Here is a 16,631-nt window from a genome sequence, read left to right as displayed (position 1 = left end):
ATCTGGATGGTCGATCCGATCGTCGTGCTGCAGAAAATCGTCATCGATACCGGCGGAGTCCGGCCGAGCTATCTCGGCCCGCCGGAAAGCTATTACGGCGGCAAGGCGGATGCGCCGGCGATGGGGGAGGGCACGGAGGAAACGCCGGTCGACCCGTTTGGCGTGCCCGGCGCCTTCAAAGCGCTTGGCAGCCGTCCGCTCGGGAAGGGCGAGTGGCTGGAGCTGGACGTGTTCGTCGAGCGCAGCGGCGTGTACGACGTGGAGATAACGGCGGATTGCGGCCGCGACGGCAAAGCGGCCGTCCGCTTCGAGCGGGACGGCGCAGGGGTCACGGGCACGATCCTTCGCGAATTCCGCTTCGCGCTTGCGGACGAGGAAATCTTCAAGGTCCGGCCGACGCTGCGATGGGATGCGTCACGCCCGGACCAACCTCTGATCGCGCAGATCGGGCTGTTCAACACCGATACGTTCAGCCGCCGCTTCGACATGACCGTCTCCTTGTCCAACGGGAACGGCAAGCCGCTTGGCTCGGCGGCCCATACCGGAATCCTGGAGCGCGGCGGCAAGGAGATGTACCATTGCCGGTTCGGCGCTTCGGGACAGGCCATTCTATACAGGCTGAACGTCGCCGTCGCCTATGGCGGCAAGTCCAGAACGTTTGATTTCGACATGCGGGTTTTCCCGGCGGAATAAAATTAAAGTTCTCGGCAAACGGCAAGAGAGGGGCACGGAGCCCCTCTCTTACGTTAATCCGGCTGGAGGCGCGGCGAGCTTTCCGCCCGGCCGCGCCTTGCCGCCGATCCCGATTATTCGTGAATTTTAACGAGCAATTCGCCCAATACCTTCATCGCTTCTTCCTCTTGCTCGCCGTCAATCTCCAGCGTCACCTCGTCCTGGGCCGCAATGCCGAGGGTAAGCATGCTGAGCGAGCTTTTGCCGTTCACTTTTTTCCCTTTGTTGATGACGTTGATTTTGCAAGGGAACTGGCTGGCCGCTTGAACAAAAGCTTTGATCGGGCGGACATGGAAGCCCGCGGGATTAAGAACCGTAAATGTTTTCGTGATCATGGTGTTTCTCTCCTCACTGATGTTCCTGTACGAAGGACAGCACTTCCGTCTGCCCGCGCATCGACAGCGCCTGCTTGGACAACGTCTCCCATTCGGTCCGGGACAGCTTGCCGATCAGCTCCCGGGCCGGAAGGATGGACCCTGCGCTCATGCTGAGTTCGTGCACGCCCAGGCCGAGCAGAAGGGGGATCGCCGTCAAGTCGCCTGCCATCTCGCCGCAGATGCCGACCCATTTTCCTTCTTGCCGCGCCGCATCGATTACGTTGCGAATCAAGCGAAGGATGGAGGGGTGGCACGGCTGATACAGATAGGACACGGTCTCGTTCATCCGGTCGGCGGCCATCGTATATTGGATCAGATCGTTTGTGCCGATGCTGAAGAAGTCGACTTCCTTCGCAAAAATATCGGCCGAGATCGCCGCCGAAGGCACTTCGATCATCATGCCCACTTCGATGGAGCTCGACACCTCGACGCCGGAGGCAACCAGCTTCTGCTTCTCCTCTTCGAGAATGCGTTTGGCCTCAAGCAGCTCGTCCAATACGGCAATCATCGGGAACATGATTTTCAGATTGCCGTAGCGGCTTGCCCGCAGGAGCGCGCGAAGCTGGGCGCGGAACACGTCCTGCCGTTCGAGGCACAGGCGAAGCGCCCGCTGGCCGAGGAACGGGTTGATTTCCTTGGGCAGTTCCATGTAAGGAAGCTCCTTGTCCCCGCCGATGTCCAGCGTCCGGATGACAACCGGCTTGCCGGCCATTTTCTCGAGCACGTATTTGTAGCTGTTGAATTGCTCCTCTTCCGATGGAAGCTCGCTGCGGCCCATATACAGAAATTCGGTGCGGAACAAGCCGATTCCTTCCGCTCCGTAATCCAGCGCTTTCTGAACGTCTTCCAGCTTGCCGATATTCGCGGCGAGCTCGATACGGTGGCCGTCCGAGGAGACCGTCGGCCGGTTGACCCACTGGGCCAGCTCCGCTTTGCGCTGATCGTATTTCGCTTTTTTCTCCCCGAACGAGGCGAGCTCTTCCGGGTTCGGATCAACGAAGATGACGCCTTCGGAAGCGTCCATGACGATCGTGGCGCCAGCTTGAATGCTTCGGATATCGGGCCCGACGCCCACGATCGCGGGAATGTCCAAGGAACGGGCCATAATCGCCGAATGCGACGTGCGGCTGCCGATCTCGGTGACAAACCCCCGCACCGCATCCAGATTAAGCTGAGCGGTGTCGGAAGGCGTCAAATCCTCGGCGATAATGATGCATTCGTCTGTCAGTTGGGACAGGTCGACGTTTTCAACGCCGCGCAGGCGGTTCATCACCCGTCCGCACACGTCACGCACGTCGGCCGCCCGTTCCCGCAGCAACTCGTCTTCCATCTGGTTAAGCGTCTCAATGAAAGACTGCGACACCTCGTGAAGCGCATATTCGGCGTTGACCGCTTCCGATCCGATCTTGTCCTCGATGACGTCGATCAGATCGGGGTCCTCCAGAATAAACAGATGTCCTTCAAAAATCTCGGCTTTTTCCGCGCCGAGCTTCTCTTCGGCCGCCGCCCGGATTTGCCCGATTTCTTCGCGCGCTTCACGGACCGCGTTACGGAACCGTTGCACCTCGAGCTCAGGCTGTTCCACCTGGCTCTTTGCCGGGAAATACGCCTCCGATTTCAGGATGATCGCCTTGGCGATGGCAAGTCCCGGCGATGCTCCAATTCCTTTAAGCTGCTGAGTCATGATGCAAATCCTCCTTGACGGTTAATCCTGATGGCTGAGCGATTCGTATGCTGCGACGATTTGGCCGTGAAGGGGATGGCTTTCCGGGATTTCTGTATAAGTGAAAAGGGTCTTGTGAATCCCTTGTTCCTTCAACGTCAGTTGCAATTGAGCCGCTTCCGGATCTCCTTCGTAATCGAACAGCAGGGCCGCCGCAATGGCGTTTGCCAGGTGCGGCACGTCAATTCCGTAAGAGTAAGCCGTCATCGCCGGACGCACAAGCCTGTCATTCGGCGACAGCTTGCGGATCGGCGAACGGCCAACGCGGACCACTTCATCGGTCAGGTAAGGGTTGCGGAACCGGTCCATAATCTTGTCGATATACTTGCGATGCTCCGCTTCGTCAAAACCGTATTGCTTGACCAGGACGGCGCCTGTCTCGTTTAACGCTCCGCGAATCTCCGCCACGATCTGCTCGTCTTTCATCGCTTCCTGAATCGTGGAATACCGTTTCCGATAGCCGTGGTAGGCGGCGCAGCAATGGCCCGTATTCACCGTAAACAGCTTGCGCTCGATATAAGGCCCAAGCTTGTCGGCATAATGGACCCCCTCGATGACGGGGTAGTCTTGCGGCAGGGCGGAACGGTCCACCACCCATTCGAAAAACGGCTCGACGGTCACATGCAGCTTGTCTTCGTGCTGCTGGATCGGCACGATCCGGTCGACCGCCGCATCGGGGAAGGCGACGAGCTCCGCCGCCCGCTCCTTGATTTCCGGGGACAGATGCCCGTACACATGTTGCTTGAGCTGCGTGCTTCCGCCGATCGCATTCTCGCAGGCGATTACCGTGAGCGGTCGGGACGCCGCCTTTAACCGAAGCTCGATCCCTTTGGCGATGCTTGCCGCAATATGGGGCAGGACGTTAACGCCGACAGCCGTCGTCACGATATCGGCTTCGGCGATGGCTTGCGCCACCCGGTCCGTCTCTTTCCCGTTAATGGCCGATACGTTACGCACAACCGTCGCGTCGGCTTGCTCGTTCGCCAGCGTCACCGTATATTGTCCGCGGCTGTTGAGCAGGGAGACGCGTTCCTCGTCCACATCGACGAATTGCACATGATACCCCGAGCGGGACAGCAGCAGTCCGATAAATCCAAGGCCGATATTTCCGGCTCCGAAATGAACGGCCTTCATGCGTTCATCCCCTCGTCGAAGATCGCGATCAATTCTTCCTCCGAGGAGGCATTCAGAATGCGCTTCATGTCGTCTTCTTCCGATACGAGAGTGGCGACGCTGGTGAGGATGTCCAGATGCTCTTCTCCCACAGCGGCAAGACCGATAACCAGGTATGCCGTTTCGCCGCCGAAGTCGACGCCTTCCGGCACAACCAGCACGGACATGCCCGTGGATCGGATCAACGATTTGGCCTCGTTCGTTCCGTGGGGCATAGCGAGACCCGCGCCGATATAAGTGGAGGATACGGCTTCCCGTTCGATCATTTTGTCCACGTATTCCGCAGGCACATGCCCCGCGTCGACAAGCAGTTGGCCGGCCAGCCGAATCGCTTCTTCTTTGTCTTTTACCTTGACGTTCAATTTTACTTTTTCTTTCGATAAAATACTCATGTCTGTTCTCTCCATTCCCATTTTGTTCTTACGAAAGCTTCCAACTGCTGTGAGATAAACGCCTTGATCGTATCCGCATCCTCTTCCTCCAGCATCCGGATCATCTCGGGCTGCAGCAGCATGGCGCTGACTTCGCTCAACACCTCCAGGCTTGGGCGGCCCAATGTCCGGGGGGCGAGCATCAGCAAAATCTGTCTGACTTCGGCTGTTCCGGCTGCGTCCAGCATCAAAGGGGCATTCAGCCGGAACAACGACAGCACCGGCTTGCGAACCCACTCGCTTCTGGTGTGAAACAACGCCAGCTTCGTATCCGGAATAAGCTGCGTGCCGTGTTTTTCCCGGTCGACCAACTGCTCCACCAGTATATCTTCCCGCTGCACCATACCTTTCGGCGCCAGCTTGGCCAGAACGTCCGTCAAGACGGCCCGCAGGTTATGGCTTTCGCCCGCAAGCTCCAGCGGATACACCTCGAATTGGTCCAGCACTTGCACGATTTCCGAGGTGTAGGTATTGACCAGCTTCAGCCGCTCCCAGGGCCCGTGATCGTCCGATGGCGCAGCGGGGGGAGGCGGGGGCGTGTTGGCGGCGACCGTTCGAATATAAGCGCGCAGCTTTTCCGTCTCTTCCGGGGTCAGCAGCGGACTGAGCTTGATGTAACGGTCCGGCTCCACCGGAAGATCGACCGTTGAAATTATCAAGTCGTAACGATCCTGCGGGATTCGCGCGGCTTCGTACCACGAGTAATGCCCGAGCAGCTCGATCTGCGGAATTTCCTTATGGATGCGGACCGCCAGCAGCTTGGACGAACCGATCCCGCTCGTGCAGACGAGCAGGGCCCGCACGTTTCTCGGGAACATCTTCCATCGTTCGGCGGAAGCCCCGAAATGCATGACGAGATAGCCGATCTCCTCGTCCGGGACGGCCACGTCCCGCAAGGTTTCGTCAACGGCTTCCCTCACCGCGGCAAACAGCGTTTCGTAATCCCTCTTGATTTGCGTAAGCAGCGGATTGCGGATGGCTTCGCCTTCGCGCAGCCGCTCCAACGCGGGTCCCAGATGGCGGATCAATCCGTCCAGCAGGGAACGGTCCTTCTCAAAAGGAATGTCCATCCGGCTGCCTACCGCCCGGATCAGATCGAAAGCCGTCTCCGCCAGCGCCAGACCGTATTTTTCCAACAGCATGGCGGAGTTGGCGGCGGTATTCTCCTCGACGCTGTCGAGAAGGCTTTGCACGTATTCCTGCTCCGCTTCCGGCCACTCCAGGTCGAAAGCTTCCATGATGCGTTCCAGCTTGGGGTGACGGCGCCGGACCCCGGATTCCGAATCGGTCCGTTCGGAGGGCTGGATCCAATGCTTTTGCCGCATTCTCGTAACAGCGACGGAAAGCCGGATCAGCAGACGGGTGTATTCCGTCTCCGGCAGGCGGTTCGCCCATCCTTCCTCCATGGACCACAACAGCTTCTCGATGGCAAAAAAATGAGGTTTGCCGACCATCTCCAGCAACTGCCGGGTGACGGGCCAGGGGGACGACCGTTCGGATGCGGCTCCGAACAGATCGGATTCGTCCAGATATTCCTGGGCCAGCCATACGATCAGGTTGCGTTTCGCCGATTCGTCCCCGGCGATCTCCACGCCGTATCCTCTTCTTCGGACCAATTTCAAACCGTGCTTGCGCAGCTCCGGCTCAATCTCGTCCAGATCGCGGCTGATCGTCGGAATCGCCGCGTTGAATTGATGGGCGAGCGCAAACAGTTTGAGCGGTTCGGCTTCCTCAAGCAGCCGGCAGATGATCAGCACTTTGCGTTCTTCGGCGGAGTAGGTCGCGGTTTCGGAACGGCCGAGCTTCTTTTTGAATCGGGCCAAATCTTCGTCGTTTCCCTGAAGCGAAATCCCGATGCCGGATTTTTTAATCAGCGACAGCTTGTGTTCGGAGAGGAGGGGCTCCAGTTCCAGCATTTCGCGATGAACGGTCCTGGTGCTGATCTGGACTTCCTTCGCGATCTCGCTGGCGGTTACTTCCCCTTGCCGGTTCAGCAGAACTTCCAATATGCGGCGTTGTCGATTGGAGACAATCATAAAACCGGCATTCCTTTCTCCGACAAACGGACGAAACGCCGACTTGTTATCGTCAGCGCTGCGTCCTCAGTTCAGCTATTATTGGCTTAGACGTTGCACGAGCACATCGTATTCCGGGCTTTTCAAGAAGTCGTCGATCGAAATGTGTTCGGCGTTCGGCGCTTTTAATCTCGCCCGGTCGGTCAATGTTTTGTGGGTGATGACGATATCCGCATCCTCAGGGATATCGTTAATGGCCGTATTCGTCACCGTTACGGCGATATTGGCTTTGTTTATTTTTTTTCTGAGAATGGAAGCGCCCATCGCGCTGGAGCCCATGCCTGCGTCACAGGCGAACACGATTTTGTTTACTTCCGATTTCGCCTTGACAACCGCATTCGCCGCCGCCGGAGCCGCTTCGCCTTTGGCTTCGGCTTTCATCTGCTTCATCTTTTCGGTCGCCGATTGCAGATCGTCCTCTTGCGCGCTCCGGCTGGTCTTCAGCAAGACGGAGGCGATCAGGAAGGAAGCGGCCGATGCGGTGAGCACCCCGGTGATTACCGGAAGCCATCCGCTTTTCGGCGTCATCGCGATGTAAGCGAAGATGCTTCCCGGAGAAGGAGTGGCGACAAGCCCTGCGCCCAAGATCGAGAACGTCAAGGTGCCGACAACGCCGCCGCCGATAGCGGCCAGAATCAGGCGCGGATTCATCAGAATATAAGGGAAGTAAATTTCGTGAATTCCGCCCAGAAAATGGATGATCATGGCGCCAGGTGCGGATTGTCTAACCGAACCGCGGCCAAAGAGCCAATAAGCGAGCAAGATGCCGAGTCCCGGTCCGGGGTTGGACTCCAGCATGAAGATAATCGATTGGCCGGTCTTGGCTGCTTGGTCCAGCGCGATCGGACCCAATACCCCATGGTTGATGGCGTTGTTCAGGAACAGAACCTTACCCGGCTCGATCAGGATGCTGGCCAGCGGAAGCAGACCGTGATTAATGAGAAATTCCACGCCGTTGGCCAACGTTTTGCTTACGGTCTGGACGATAGGCCCGATGCCTGCATAGGCAATCAGCGCCAGCACGCAGCCGATGATGCCGGCCGAGAAGTTGTTGACCAGCATCTCGAATCCGGAACGAATTTTACCGTCGATCGCCTGATCGAATTTCTTCAAGATCCAGGCGGAGATCGGGCTGACGATCATGGCGCCGAGGAACATCGGAATATCGGAGCCTACGATGACGCCCATTGTGGCGACGGCCCCGATGACTCCGCCCCGCGTTCCGTGGACCATGTGACCGCCGGTGTAACCGATCAGGAGCGGCAGCAGGTAGGTGATCATGGGTCCGACGAGGGAAGCCAGTTTTTCGTTGGGAATCCAGCCCGTCGGAATAAACAGAGCCGTAATAAACCCCCACGCGATAAAAGCCCCCATATTCGGCATGACCATGCCGCTCAAAAACCTGCCAAATCGCTGAACAGCAACTCTCACATTGTTTTCGGAAGTAGTATGCTGTTTTTGCACCTGACTCATGCATGTACCTCCCTTTTTATTCCCTTCCCTTCATCCCTATTGACTTCAGGTTAGGTCCTGGCATTATGATAATCAGAATGCGCTTACAACACAATGAAAGAAAAACCATCTTTCGTCATGAAAGCTGTTGACAAGATGTTAGTATCGCCAGCGGACTAGAATGGGTTCGGATCGCGAAGACGAAAGGGGCGTACCATATGTCCAATGATCGTCGAGTTTGGGTAGCGCCGCGGGCAAAACACTCCTCGTCCAATCGGATGAAGAGCGTTTTTCTTTTTCGCCCAATCCCGCTTGTGGTTTTATATTCCTACTAAGATAACATTATTTGTAGATGCGGCGCACATTATGCGCAAAAAAATTAAAGGAGTGAACGTTGGGAGTGAAACCGGCAGTATTGTGTTGATCAATCCGGATTATCACGAATAATCCTAGTAAACAAATAGGAAAAGAATAAAAAGTGTTGCATCCTTAAATTTTATTATGTTATTATTTTTTACAAGCTTAATTTACAATATTTTTTATTTAAGTTTTAACTGTATGAGAGCAATTAAAATTAAATCATTCGTAGGTAATGCGGACCGACCATTCTAGTGGAGGTCTCATTCTCTCGAAGTTCAGGCGGATCGAACATTCCCATGTAGATCTCATGTTCTTCGAGGAGAATGAGACTTTTCTTTTTTTGGAGAACAAGGGTCGTCTAAACCTTACACCGGGAGGAAGTCAATTTGAGCACAAAGTTCAGGATGAACCCGCGCCAAAAAAGGTTATGGCCCATTCTCATACTGGGAGCTTTTTTCGAGGGGTTCGACGATGCGCTAATCAACATCGCATTGCCTTATATTGTGGAAGATTACGGAATAACGACGCAAATGTCCGGTTATACGTTGTCCATCATTGCTGGCGGAACGATGGTGGCGTTCTTCGTCTCTCGAATGGCGGACCGGATCGGACGCCGCAACGTTTTTTTATCGAGCGTCTATCTGTTTTCCATTTGCAGTCTGTTCACAGCTTTCGCACCTAATATTGAGGTTTTTATTTTCCTGCAGTTTGTTGCACGTATTTTCTTAATCGGTTGCTGGTCTGTCGGGTATGTCATTCTCTGTGAGGAGTTTTCAACAGAACATCGAGGAAGCGCGGTTGGACGATTCCAGCTTACGGCGGTCTTCGGCGCTTTGTTTATTGGAATCCTGCTTCCCATCATAACGAAACTTGGCCTAAGCTGGCGAGTGCTTTACATGGTTGGAGCGTTTCCGATCCTTCCTGTATTCCTGCTTAGAAAAAGACTGCCTGAAACAGAGGCTTTCCTGCAACTGCAAGCGGAGAAGAAACTCGGCAAAATGCTCCCGAAAGGAGACTTTTTCGGACCTTGGAGAAGCCCTTATCTCAAATACATGGCGGTCATGTCCATCGTATGGGTATTTCTCTATTTCGGAATCAAAGGGACTTTAAATTTCTTTACCTTAAGGGTCGTAAACGAATTGAACTGGACCCCGAACATGGTGAGCATAGGCTTATTGAGTCAAACCATTACGGCCATGCTGGTCATTGCTTTGAATGGCAAGCTGATGGATCGAATCGGACGCAAGCGTGCCGCGACGATCATCATCATCGTCGGATGTATCTTTAGCGTTTTAATGTTCACTCTTCATCATTTTTACGTTGTGCTCATCTGCAGCATGATCGCAGCCGGTTTCGTGAACTCTTTCCTTATTGTCGGATCTACGCTGACCAATGAGCTCTTTCCCACTGAAATTCGTGCGAGCGCTATGGCCTGGGCCAATAACATCGTTGGCCGCTTAGGGCAAATCTTAGTCCCTGCTGTTGTGACAACCATCGCCATATCGCTTGGCTTAGGGAATGCCGCTGCCCTAGCCGTAAGCTTACCTCTCATATCCCTGATTCTGATCCTGGTTTTCTTACAGGATACGGGTAAGAAAACTGTAAACAAGCCTGTCGAAGAAAATATCTGACGATGTAAAAAGGAGCGAACAACAATGAGCAAAAAAATGAGTTTAGGATTATTCATTCAGTTGCCTGGCCAACACTTGGCAAGTTGGAGACATCCGTCGTCGCAGTCGCATCGTAATTATGATATCGATTATTTGATTGAAATTGCCCAAACAGCAGAGCGCGGCAAATTCGATATGTTATTTATTGCCGATTCGGTCGCTCGTCCTATTCACGAAAATTCGTATTCCGAATTAAAACTGGACCCATTAATGATTTTAGCCGCGCTCACGAGCGTGACGAAAAAAATCGGGCTTACCGTTACCGCATCAACGACTTACAATGAGCCGTTTCATATCGCAAGGAAATTTGGTTCCCTCGATCATTTATCGAAAGGGCGAGCAGGCTGGAATGTCGTTACGTCTGCCAACGATTTGGAAGCGACTGTCTATGGAAAAGAAGAACATTTGTCGCATGCCGATCGTTATGACCGCGCAGAGGAATTTCTGGATGTCGTCAAGAAATTCTGGTTCTCCATTGAAGGGAACGCGATTGTTGCCAATAAAGAAACCGGTCAATTCATCGATGTATCCAAAGTGCATCCCGTCAAACACGAAGGGAAATGGTTTAAAGTAAGCGGACTATTGGATGCGCCGGCACCGCCGCAAGGACATCCGGTCATCGTCCAAGCCGGGTCGTCGGAAGCGGGTAAAGAACTCGCCGCCAGAACGGCTGAAGTCGTATTTACCGCTTGCCAATCCCTGAAGCATGCGCAAGCGTTCTATGAAGATCTGAAAGGCCGTCTCGCCAAATACAATCGCGACCGCGACGACGTGAAAATTATGCCGGGCGTATATCTGACGGTCGGCAAGACCGAAGAAGAGGCGCGCCAAAAACGCGAAGCGCTCAATAAATTGATTATGCCGGGCGCCGGGCTTCTGTTTTTATCCGAATTTACCCAGATCGACTTTAGAGGATTCAATCCGGACGATCCGTTCCCGGATTACGATACGTACGCCGATCCTACCAATCCGCGCGTCCGTTATAAAATTATTTGCGATATCGCCAAACGCGAGGGATTAAAAACGCTGCGCGACATCTACGAACGCATCTCGTCGGCTCGCGGACATTGGGAAGTGACGGGAACCCCCGAACAAGTTGCGGATCAATTGGAAGAGTGGTTCGTCAGAGGGGGAGCGGACGGATTTAATGTGATCCCGCCCACTTTCCCGGAAGATTTGAATCTCATTGTGGACGAAGTCATACCGGAACTGCAAAGACGGGGGTTGTTCCGAACAGAGTACGAGGGAGACACGCTTCGCAGCCATTTGGGATTAAAATTTCCGGAAAACCCAAACGCCCAAAAACGTAAAAATCAGCAAGCGGGCCTAGTTTTCAATAACGATCAAGGGGTAAACATATGGGTTTAAACGTCGAACAGTTGATTTTGGAGCAAAAACGCTATTTTTATAGCGGCGCTACCCAACCTGTCGAATTTCGCAAACAGCAGCTCGTCAAATTAAAAACAGCGATTCAAACCTACGAGAACGAGATCATTGCCGCCTTGCATAAGGATTTGCGAAAAAGCGAATTTGAAGCGTATGCGACGGAAGTCGGTCTGGTTCTCCACAGCATAAGCCATATGCTCAAGCATATGGACAAATGGGTCAAACCTGTCCGGGTAAAAACTCCCTTGCAGTTCCAACCGGGCCAAAGCTTTATTGTGCGGGACCCCTACGGGGCCATCCTGATTATCGGTCCCTTTAATTATCCGTTCCAACTGGTGATGGAACCTTTGTTGGGGGCCATCGTCGGCGGTAATACGGCTATTATAAAACCGTCCGAATACTCGGTTCATACGACGGCTGTGCTTAAGCGGATCGTGGAAGAGAACTTCGACGAGAACTATATCCGGATCGTCGAAGGGGACAAAGACGTCGTCCAGCAACTCATTCATGCGCCATTCGATTATATCTTTTTTACGGGCAGCGCGGAGGTCGGCAAAATCGTGATGCGTGCGGCGGCCGAGCGCTTGACTCCGATTACATTGGAGCTCGGCGGGAAAAGCCCCGTGATCGTGGACGAAACGGCCCAATTGGATGTCGCGGCGAAACGAATCGTCTGGGGAAAATTCTCCAATGCCGGACAGTCCTGCACAGCGCCCGATTACTTGCTCGTCCACGCTTCCATCTATGACACGTTTATGGACAAGCTGAAAAAAACCATTATCCGATTTTATGGGGAAAACCCGCAAAAGAGCCCGGACTTCGGCCGAATGATTCATGAACGCCATTTTCGAAGAATCGAGCAAATCTTGGAAGCCGATGCGCATCTGATTACGTTCGGAGGCCAAAAAGATATCTCCGATCTATACATCGCTCCCACTTTACTGGAAGGCGTCACGTGGGACAGCAAAGCGATGGCGTCGGAGATTTTCGGACCGGTCTTGCCGGTGATGACCTATACGGACTTCGCGCAGGCCATCCATGACATTCGGCAGCTCCCCAAACCGTTGGCCGCCTATTTGTTCTCCGAAAATAAGCAAGCGGCCCGAGTTTTCCTTCGCGAGCTTCCTTTTGGCGGAGGCAGCATTAACGACACCATGTCTCACGTGGGCAACGTGCATTTGCCGTTCGGCGGAGTAGGCGCTTCCGGAATTCATGCGTACCACGGAAAGGCAAGTTATGAGTGCTTCACCCATCCCAAATCCATTTTAAAACGTTCGACCAAGCTGGCGAACGACTTGTCGTATCCGCCATATAAAGAAAAGGTAAAGATTGTGCGAAAGATTTTGAAATAAAGGATCATCGGCTGCTTACCAACTTCTTCGCTTCGGGGCTTTCGCCCCTTGGCCGTCAGATGTATAATCATGGAAGAAGCTCAGACGACGAGACCCAGCCTAAGATAGGAGCTATCTAAGGCCGGGTCTCGTCGTCCTTAATAGACCTATGGGGAACGATTCAACTCCTGATTTAGTAGAGTTAGGTATTGAAGAATTCGGATAATATCGGAGAAGAGTCCTATTCGTCGTATATGAATGGCCGTTTGCCTCCGAAACTTCATGCTATCTCTTTCGTATCTAACAATCAGGCGATTTTTCGTTTTATCCTACATCATGTTACGTTCAAGGTGGTTCAGTTGGTTGGAGCAGGGATGAAGTTGTTGAGAAACATGAAGTCCGTATGGTTTGTCTTGCTGAGTTGTTTGTTGCTTCTCGCCGGTTGCGGATTCATTGATAAAGAGCCGCAATCCTCGCAAGGTTTGACCAGTTTCGAAGAAGTAGCCAATTATATCAAAACCCATAAAAAATTGCCGGATAATTTCATCACAAAAGAAGAAGCAAGAAAGCTGGGCTGGGACCCGCAGAAGGGAAACTTGCATGAAGTTGCGCCGGGCAAAAGTATTGGCGGCGATATATTTCAAAATCGCGAAGGAAAATTGCCTAATAAAAAAGGCAGAGTGTGGTACGAAGCGGATATCAACTACAAATCCGGCCATCGAGGCAAGGATCGAATCGTATTTTCCAACGATGGTTTAATATACAAGACAGAAGACCATTATGAGACGTTCGAGCAAATCAAGTGAGTCGCAGGAGGGATCAGGAATTGCGCGAGGTCATCTTGGACGGCGGAAAAATCGATAACGTTGCTCAACTGCATGCCCTTTTAAAAGAAGCCCTTGAGCTGCCCGACTATTACGGCAATAACTTGGACGCTTTATGGGATTGTCTGACAGGTTGGGTGAATATGCCGCTTACGATTCGCTGGTCGCATGTTCAGGAGAGCGAAAAGAAGCTTGGGGAATACAGCCGGCAGTTACTGCAACTGTTTCGAGATGCGGAGAAAGAAATCGAAGGCTTTCAATTGCAGTTGGATTAAAAAACCAAACCGCTCGTACCCGAGCGGTTTATTTTTTTGAAAGGCGAGTTGCCCAAATGAGTTATTTCACGCCGTCTCGAGCTTGTTCCCATCTATAGAATAATACTCCCGGATTTTTTGTAATCTATTTTACGGAAGGGATGTTGTTTAAAGCTTATAACGGAAGGTCACCTCAGTTTGGAGAAACTGATTGCTGAAGATTATCAAGTTTTGATTTTGTAAATTTTTGAAGGGCTATAGTCGGTTATAGTCCCTAGTAGTGGTGTAAAATTGCACCGAGCTTCTTGACAAGGGAAGCCACGGTATGATTTCTACTAAAGTGACGCGACTCTACTTTAGAAGGAGGATCAAACCGTGGCTTCTATAGATAGAATGTCACTTTTGGAGCTTTTACGCAAGTCCGGTTCTGACGGTGATGTGGATTTTTTAAAGGAAGCCTTGAATGTTCTTGTTCATTCCTTGATGGAGGCGGAAGTAGCGGCCCAGATCGGTGCCGAGCGGTCGGTATTAAAAGCCATCGGTTCATCCGATGGCTTAGTGCCTGTGGAGGGAAAAATCGCAAGCGATCATTGCGTTTCATGTCGATTTCGCTAAAGACAACTTTATCGGTATGCTTTATGATGGAGGGACAGCAACGCCGCTCATTCGGAATCGGCAACCAAACTTTTATTTTATGCTTTTGACAGCGAAAAGATCGAATGGCTCCGATGACGCATTTTAACGCTCTTCCTAAACATACCATCGTACAATCGCCTGAGACGAAGCGGGACGGGTTATTTTTCGTCAAGACGGGCAAACTTCGCCCGCTCCAGGTTGCGCAGGAATAGATGAAAGAAGGGATTTGATGAAAATAGAGCCTATTTCAGATGCAGAGTATGCTGTGTCTGGAGTTCGTATAAAAAATATTCGGGATCAAACGTTTTGCGTTTTTGATCTGGAAGCTACCGGGCCCAATGAGGCTGAAGATTCCATCATCCAAATTGGAGGAATTTTGCTTAACGGCCGCTCGAAAACAATTGAAAAAACGTTTGAAACCTTGGTGAAACCGTCGAAATCAATACCGGAAGTCATAGAGCGATTGACTGGCATTTATAATAAAGAGGTTGAGGGAGCCACGGGATTGTCGGAGATCTATCCGGAGTTCGTTGAGTTTTCTAAAGGTTCCATCTTGGTTACTCAAGCGGGTTATGAATTTGATTGGCCGCTTCTCCATAATGAATGCAAGAGAAACGGCTTGACCATGCTGCCGAATACAATAATGGATACAAAAGCTTTGTTTACATATCTATTCCCGGAAGTCAATGAGATCATATCCACGAATTTTTTGATCAAGTTTTTTAACATCGACGATTCGGATATTATACGGCATACCGCGCTTGGGGACAGCGTTCTAATCGGGAGAATATTCATTGAATTATTAAAAGAGCTTGAGAAAAGAAAGATCGAGGAGATCCACATGGATAAACCATTAATAATAAAGAGAGTTAAATTGCAGAAGCTTCTTTAAGAAGTATTAAAATAGTAAGTTAGCCAACCGACAAGGAGGAATAACGGAACGTGGAAAAGAGAGATATCGCTGTCCGGAATGAGCCCAAAAGCAAACTTCATGCTCTGCTGGAAGTATTGGCCGTATCCACGAAACTCGGTCTCACTTCATTCGGAGGGCCAATCGCTCATCTCGGTTATTTTCATGAGGAATACATTCGCCGCCGCAAATGGATGGACGAGCGAAGCTATGCGGATCTGGTCGCGCTTTGTCAGTTTCTGCCCGGTCCGGCCAGCAGCCAGGTTGGGATTGGGATCGGTATCATGCGCGCCGGATTGCTGGGCGGGCTGACAGCTTGGCTTGGCTTTACGTTGCCATCGGTTATCGCGCTGGTTCTATTCGCCTTTCTGTTGCAGGGTTTTGATATTGGTCATGCAGGATGGATTCACGGTCTGAAGATCGTCGCCGTAGCCATTGTCGCTCAGGCCATTGTTGGCATGGGGCAAAAATTGACTCCTGACCGAAACAGGGCGACCATCGCTATCCTTGCAGCGTCCGCTACCCTTTTGTGGCAGACTGCTTTCAGCCAGGTCTTGCTTATTGTTCTCGCGGGTATAGTCGGACTTATGTTATACAGAAAAACGGCGATACCGGAAGCGCCGAACCTGTCGATTCCGATCAGCCGCAGCTTGGCTGTCCTCTGCTTGTCTCTTTTCTTTGGACTCCTGATCGTATTGCCTCTGCTTCGGCAACTTGGTGTCCCGGACGGGCTGGTCTTGTTCGACAGCTTTTATAGGGCAGGTTCCCTTGTATTTGGAGGAGGGCACGTCGTTCTTCCGTTGCTCGAACGGGAAGTCGTACCGACAGGGTGGATCGGCAAGGCAGACTTTTTAGCGGGTTACGGTGCAGCACAAGCCGTGCCTGGACCGTTATTCACCTTTGCCGGGTATTTAGGTGCGAGGATTAGCGGAGTGAAAGGGGCTGTGATCGCTACGGCGGCTATTTTCCTGCCCGCTTTACTGTTGATCGTAGGTGTGCTGCCTTTCTGGAATTCGTTGCGTAAAAGCCCTAAAGTGCAGGGAGCGCTGATCGGGATCAACGCAGCGGTTGTCGGTATTTTGTTAGCTGCGTTGTATAACCCTCTGTGGATAACGGCTATTCTGGCTCCTGCTGATTTTGCCTTGGCTTCGATTCTGTTTTTGATGCTCGTCTTCTGGAAGCTGCCGCCTTGGGTTGTGGTGATCGCGGGGGCGATAGGAGGAACGCTTATCGGCCTAGTCTGAGCAGGATGCCGTCAAAATTGTATGAAAATTAAACTTGCAAAATGCAAATAAAA

At 52.3% G+C, this 16,631-nt stretch carries 14 protein-coding genes and 1 pseudogene; 9 read left to right on the top strand and 6 right to left on the bottom strand.

All coding sequences use genetic code 11. The features are described from left to right. On the top strand, positions 1–693 hold the full coding sequence (locus FE781_RS14735) for a carbohydrate-binding protein (protein WP_342774312.1): 693 nt from the start codon (positions 1–3) through the stop codon (positions 691–693). A gap of 113 nt (positions 694–806) precedes the next feature. Here FE781_RS14735 and FE781_RS14730 read toward each other — a convergent pair whose 3' ends face one another. The 6 genes from FE781_RS14730 to FE781_RS14705 all read right to left on the bottom strand — a co-directional run bounded on the left by FE781_RS14730 (position 807) and on the right by FE781_RS14705 (position 7,984). Next, the gene (locus FE781_RS14730) at positions 807–1,067 is read right to left on the bottom strand and encodes an HPr family phosphocarrier protein (RefSeq protein WP_138790389.1); all 261 of its coding nucleotides are present in this window, start codon (positions 1,065–1,067) and stop codon (positions 807–809) included. Between the two features lie 13 nt (positions 1,068–1,080). After that, positions 1,081–2,793: a phosphoenolpyruvate--protein phosphotransferase gene (gene ptsP / locus FE781_RS14725; protein WP_138790388.1), complete on the bottom strand. Its 1,713-nt coding sequence runs from the start codon at positions 2,791–2,793 to the stop codon at positions 1,081–1,083. Positions 2,794–2,814: 21 nt separating this feature from the next. Further along, positions 2,815–3,966 (bottom strand): mannitol-1-phosphate 5-dehydrogenase, encoded by a 1,152-nt coding sequence (locus tag FE781_RS14720; protein ID WP_138790387.1) that lies wholly within the window; start codon positions 3,964–3,966, stop codon positions 2,815–2,817. Beyond that, positions 3,963–4,397, bottom strand: coding sequence for a PTS mannitol transporter subunit IIA (locus tag FE781_RS14715; RefSeq protein ID WP_138790386.1), 435 nt, complete (start codon positions 4,395–4,397; stop codon positions 3,963–3,965). Before FE781_RS14715 ends, FE781_RS14720 begins: the two co-directional genes overlap by 4 nt. Then, positions 4,394–6,472, bottom strand: a complete 2,079-nt coding sequence (locus tag FE781_RS14710; RefSeq protein WP_138790385.1) for a BglG family transcription antiterminator — start codon at positions 6,470–6,472, stop codon at positions 4,394–4,396. The genes FE781_RS14715 and FE781_RS14710 overlap by 4 nt, the downstream gene beginning before the upstream one ends. 78 nt (positions 6,473–6,550) lie before the next feature. Continuing rightward, the gene (locus tag FE781_RS14705; RefSeq protein ID WP_138790384.1) at positions 6,551–7,984 is read right to left on the bottom strand and encodes a PTS mannitol transporter subunit IIBC; all 1,434 of its coding nucleotides are present in this window, start codon (positions 7,982–7,984) and stop codon (positions 6,551–6,553) included. Positions 7,985–8,709: 725 nt separating this feature from the next. On the opposite strand from FE781_RS14705, the gene FE781_RS14700 reads away from it, so the two are divergent. The 8 genes and pseudogenes from FE781_RS14700 to FE781_RS14665 all read left to right on the top strand — a co-directional run bounded on the left by FE781_RS14700 (position 8,710) and on the right by FE781_RS14665 (position 16,578). Further along, positions 8,710–9,954: an MFS transporter gene (locus FE781_RS14700; RefSeq protein WP_138790383.1), complete on the top strand. Its 1,245-nt coding sequence runs from the start codon at positions 8,710–8,712 to the stop codon at positions 9,952–9,954. 24 nt (positions 9,955–9,978) lie between these two features. Then, positions 9,979–11,361: an LLM class flavin-dependent oxidoreductase gene (locus tag FE781_RS14695; protein WP_138790382.1), complete on the top strand. Its 1,383-nt coding sequence runs from the start codon at positions 9,979–9,981 to the stop codon at positions 11,359–11,361. Then, the gene (locus FE781_RS14690; protein WP_138790381.1) at positions 11,352–12,731 is read left to right on the top strand and encodes an aldehyde dehydrogenase; all 1,380 of its coding nucleotides are present in this window, start codon (positions 11,352–11,354) and stop codon (positions 12,729–12,731) included. Before FE781_RS14695 ends, FE781_RS14690 begins: the two co-directional genes overlap by 10 nt. Positions 12,732–13,084: 353 nt before the next feature. Next, positions 13,085–13,516 (top strand): ribonuclease domain-containing protein, encoded by a 432-nt coding sequence (locus FE781_RS14685; RefSeq protein ID WP_138790402.1) that lies wholly within the window; start codon positions 13,085–13,087, stop codon positions 13,514–13,516. Positions 13,517–13,536: 20 nt separating this feature from the next. Beyond that, positions 13,537–13,809, top strand: coding sequence for a barstar family protein (locus FE781_RS14680; protein ID WP_138790380.1), 273 nt, complete (start codon positions 13,537–13,539; stop codon positions 13,807–13,809). A 354-nt stretch (positions 13,810–14,163) separates the two neighbouring features. Then, positions 14,164–14,310: pseudogene (locus FE781_RS18190) on the top strand (IS256 family transposase); the annotation flags it as partial. 343 nt (positions 14,311–14,653) lie between these two features. Further along, positions 14,654–15,316 carry a 3'-5' exonuclease gene (locus tag FE781_RS14670; RefSeq protein ID WP_138790379.1) on the top strand — a complete coding sequence of 221 codons (663 nt, stop codon included), beginning with the start codon at positions 14,654–14,656 and terminating at the stop codon, positions 15,314–15,316. A gap of 50 nt (positions 15,317–15,366) precedes the next feature. Next, the gene (locus FE781_RS14665; RefSeq protein ID WP_246068193.1) at positions 15,367–16,578 is read left to right on the top strand and encodes a chromate transporter; all 1,212 of its coding nucleotides are present in this window, start codon (positions 15,367–15,369) and stop codon (positions 16,576–16,578) included. Positions 16,579–16,631: the final 53 nt, after the last annotated feature.

Source organism: Paenibacillus thermoaerophilus (assembly GCF_005938195.1).
GTDB classification, from domain to species: domain Bacteria; phylum Bacillota; class Bacilli; order Paenibacillales; family Reconciliibacillaceae; genus Paenibacillus_W; species Paenibacillus_W thermoaerophilus.
Note: the sequence above shows the minus strand (reverse complement) of the source record. Positions and strands in the feature narration are given on the sequence as shown.

Excerpts from the sequence above, each read along its gene's own strand:
- FE781_RS14730 (WP_138790389.1), bottom strand. The coding sequence starts at position 1,067 with ATGATCACGAAAACATTTACGGTTCTTAATCCCGCGGGCTTCCATGTC.
- ptsP (WP_138790388.1), bottom strand. The coding sequence starts at position 2,793 with ATGACTCAGCAGCTTAAAGGAATTGGAGCATCGCCGGGACTTGCCATC.
- FE781_RS14720 (WP_138790387.1), bottom strand. The coding sequence starts at position 3,966 with ATGAAGGCCGTTCATTTCGGAGCCGGAAATATCGGCCTTGGATTTATC.
- FE781_RS14715 (WP_138790386.1), bottom strand. The coding sequence starts at position 4,397 with ATGAGTATTTTATCGAAAGAAAAAGTAAAATTGAACGTCAAGGTAAAA.
- FE781_RS14710 (WP_138790385.1), bottom strand. The coding sequence starts at position 6,472 with ATGATTGTCTCCAATCGACAACGCCGCATATTGGAAGTTCTGCTGAAC.
- FE781_RS14705 (WP_138790384.1), bottom strand. The coding sequence starts at position 7,984 with ATGAGTCAGGTGCAAAAACAGCATACTACTTCCGAAAACAATGTGAGA.
- FE781_RS14695 (WP_138790382.1), top strand. The coding sequence starts at position 9,979 with ATGAGCAAAAAAATGAGTTTAGGATTATTCATTCAGTTGCCTGGCCAA.
- FE781_RS14690 (WP_138790381.1), top strand. The coding sequence starts at position 11,352 with ATGGGTTTAAACGTCGAACAGTTGATTTTGGAGCAAAAACGCTATTTT.
- FE781_RS14685 (WP_138790402.1), top strand. The coding sequence starts at position 13,085 with ATGAAGTTGTTGAGAAACATGAAGTCCGTATGGTTTGTCTTGCTGAGT.
- FE781_RS14670 (WP_138790379.1), top strand. The coding sequence starts at position 14,654 with ATGAAAATAGAGCCTATTTCAGATGCAGAGTATGCTGTGTCTGGAGTT.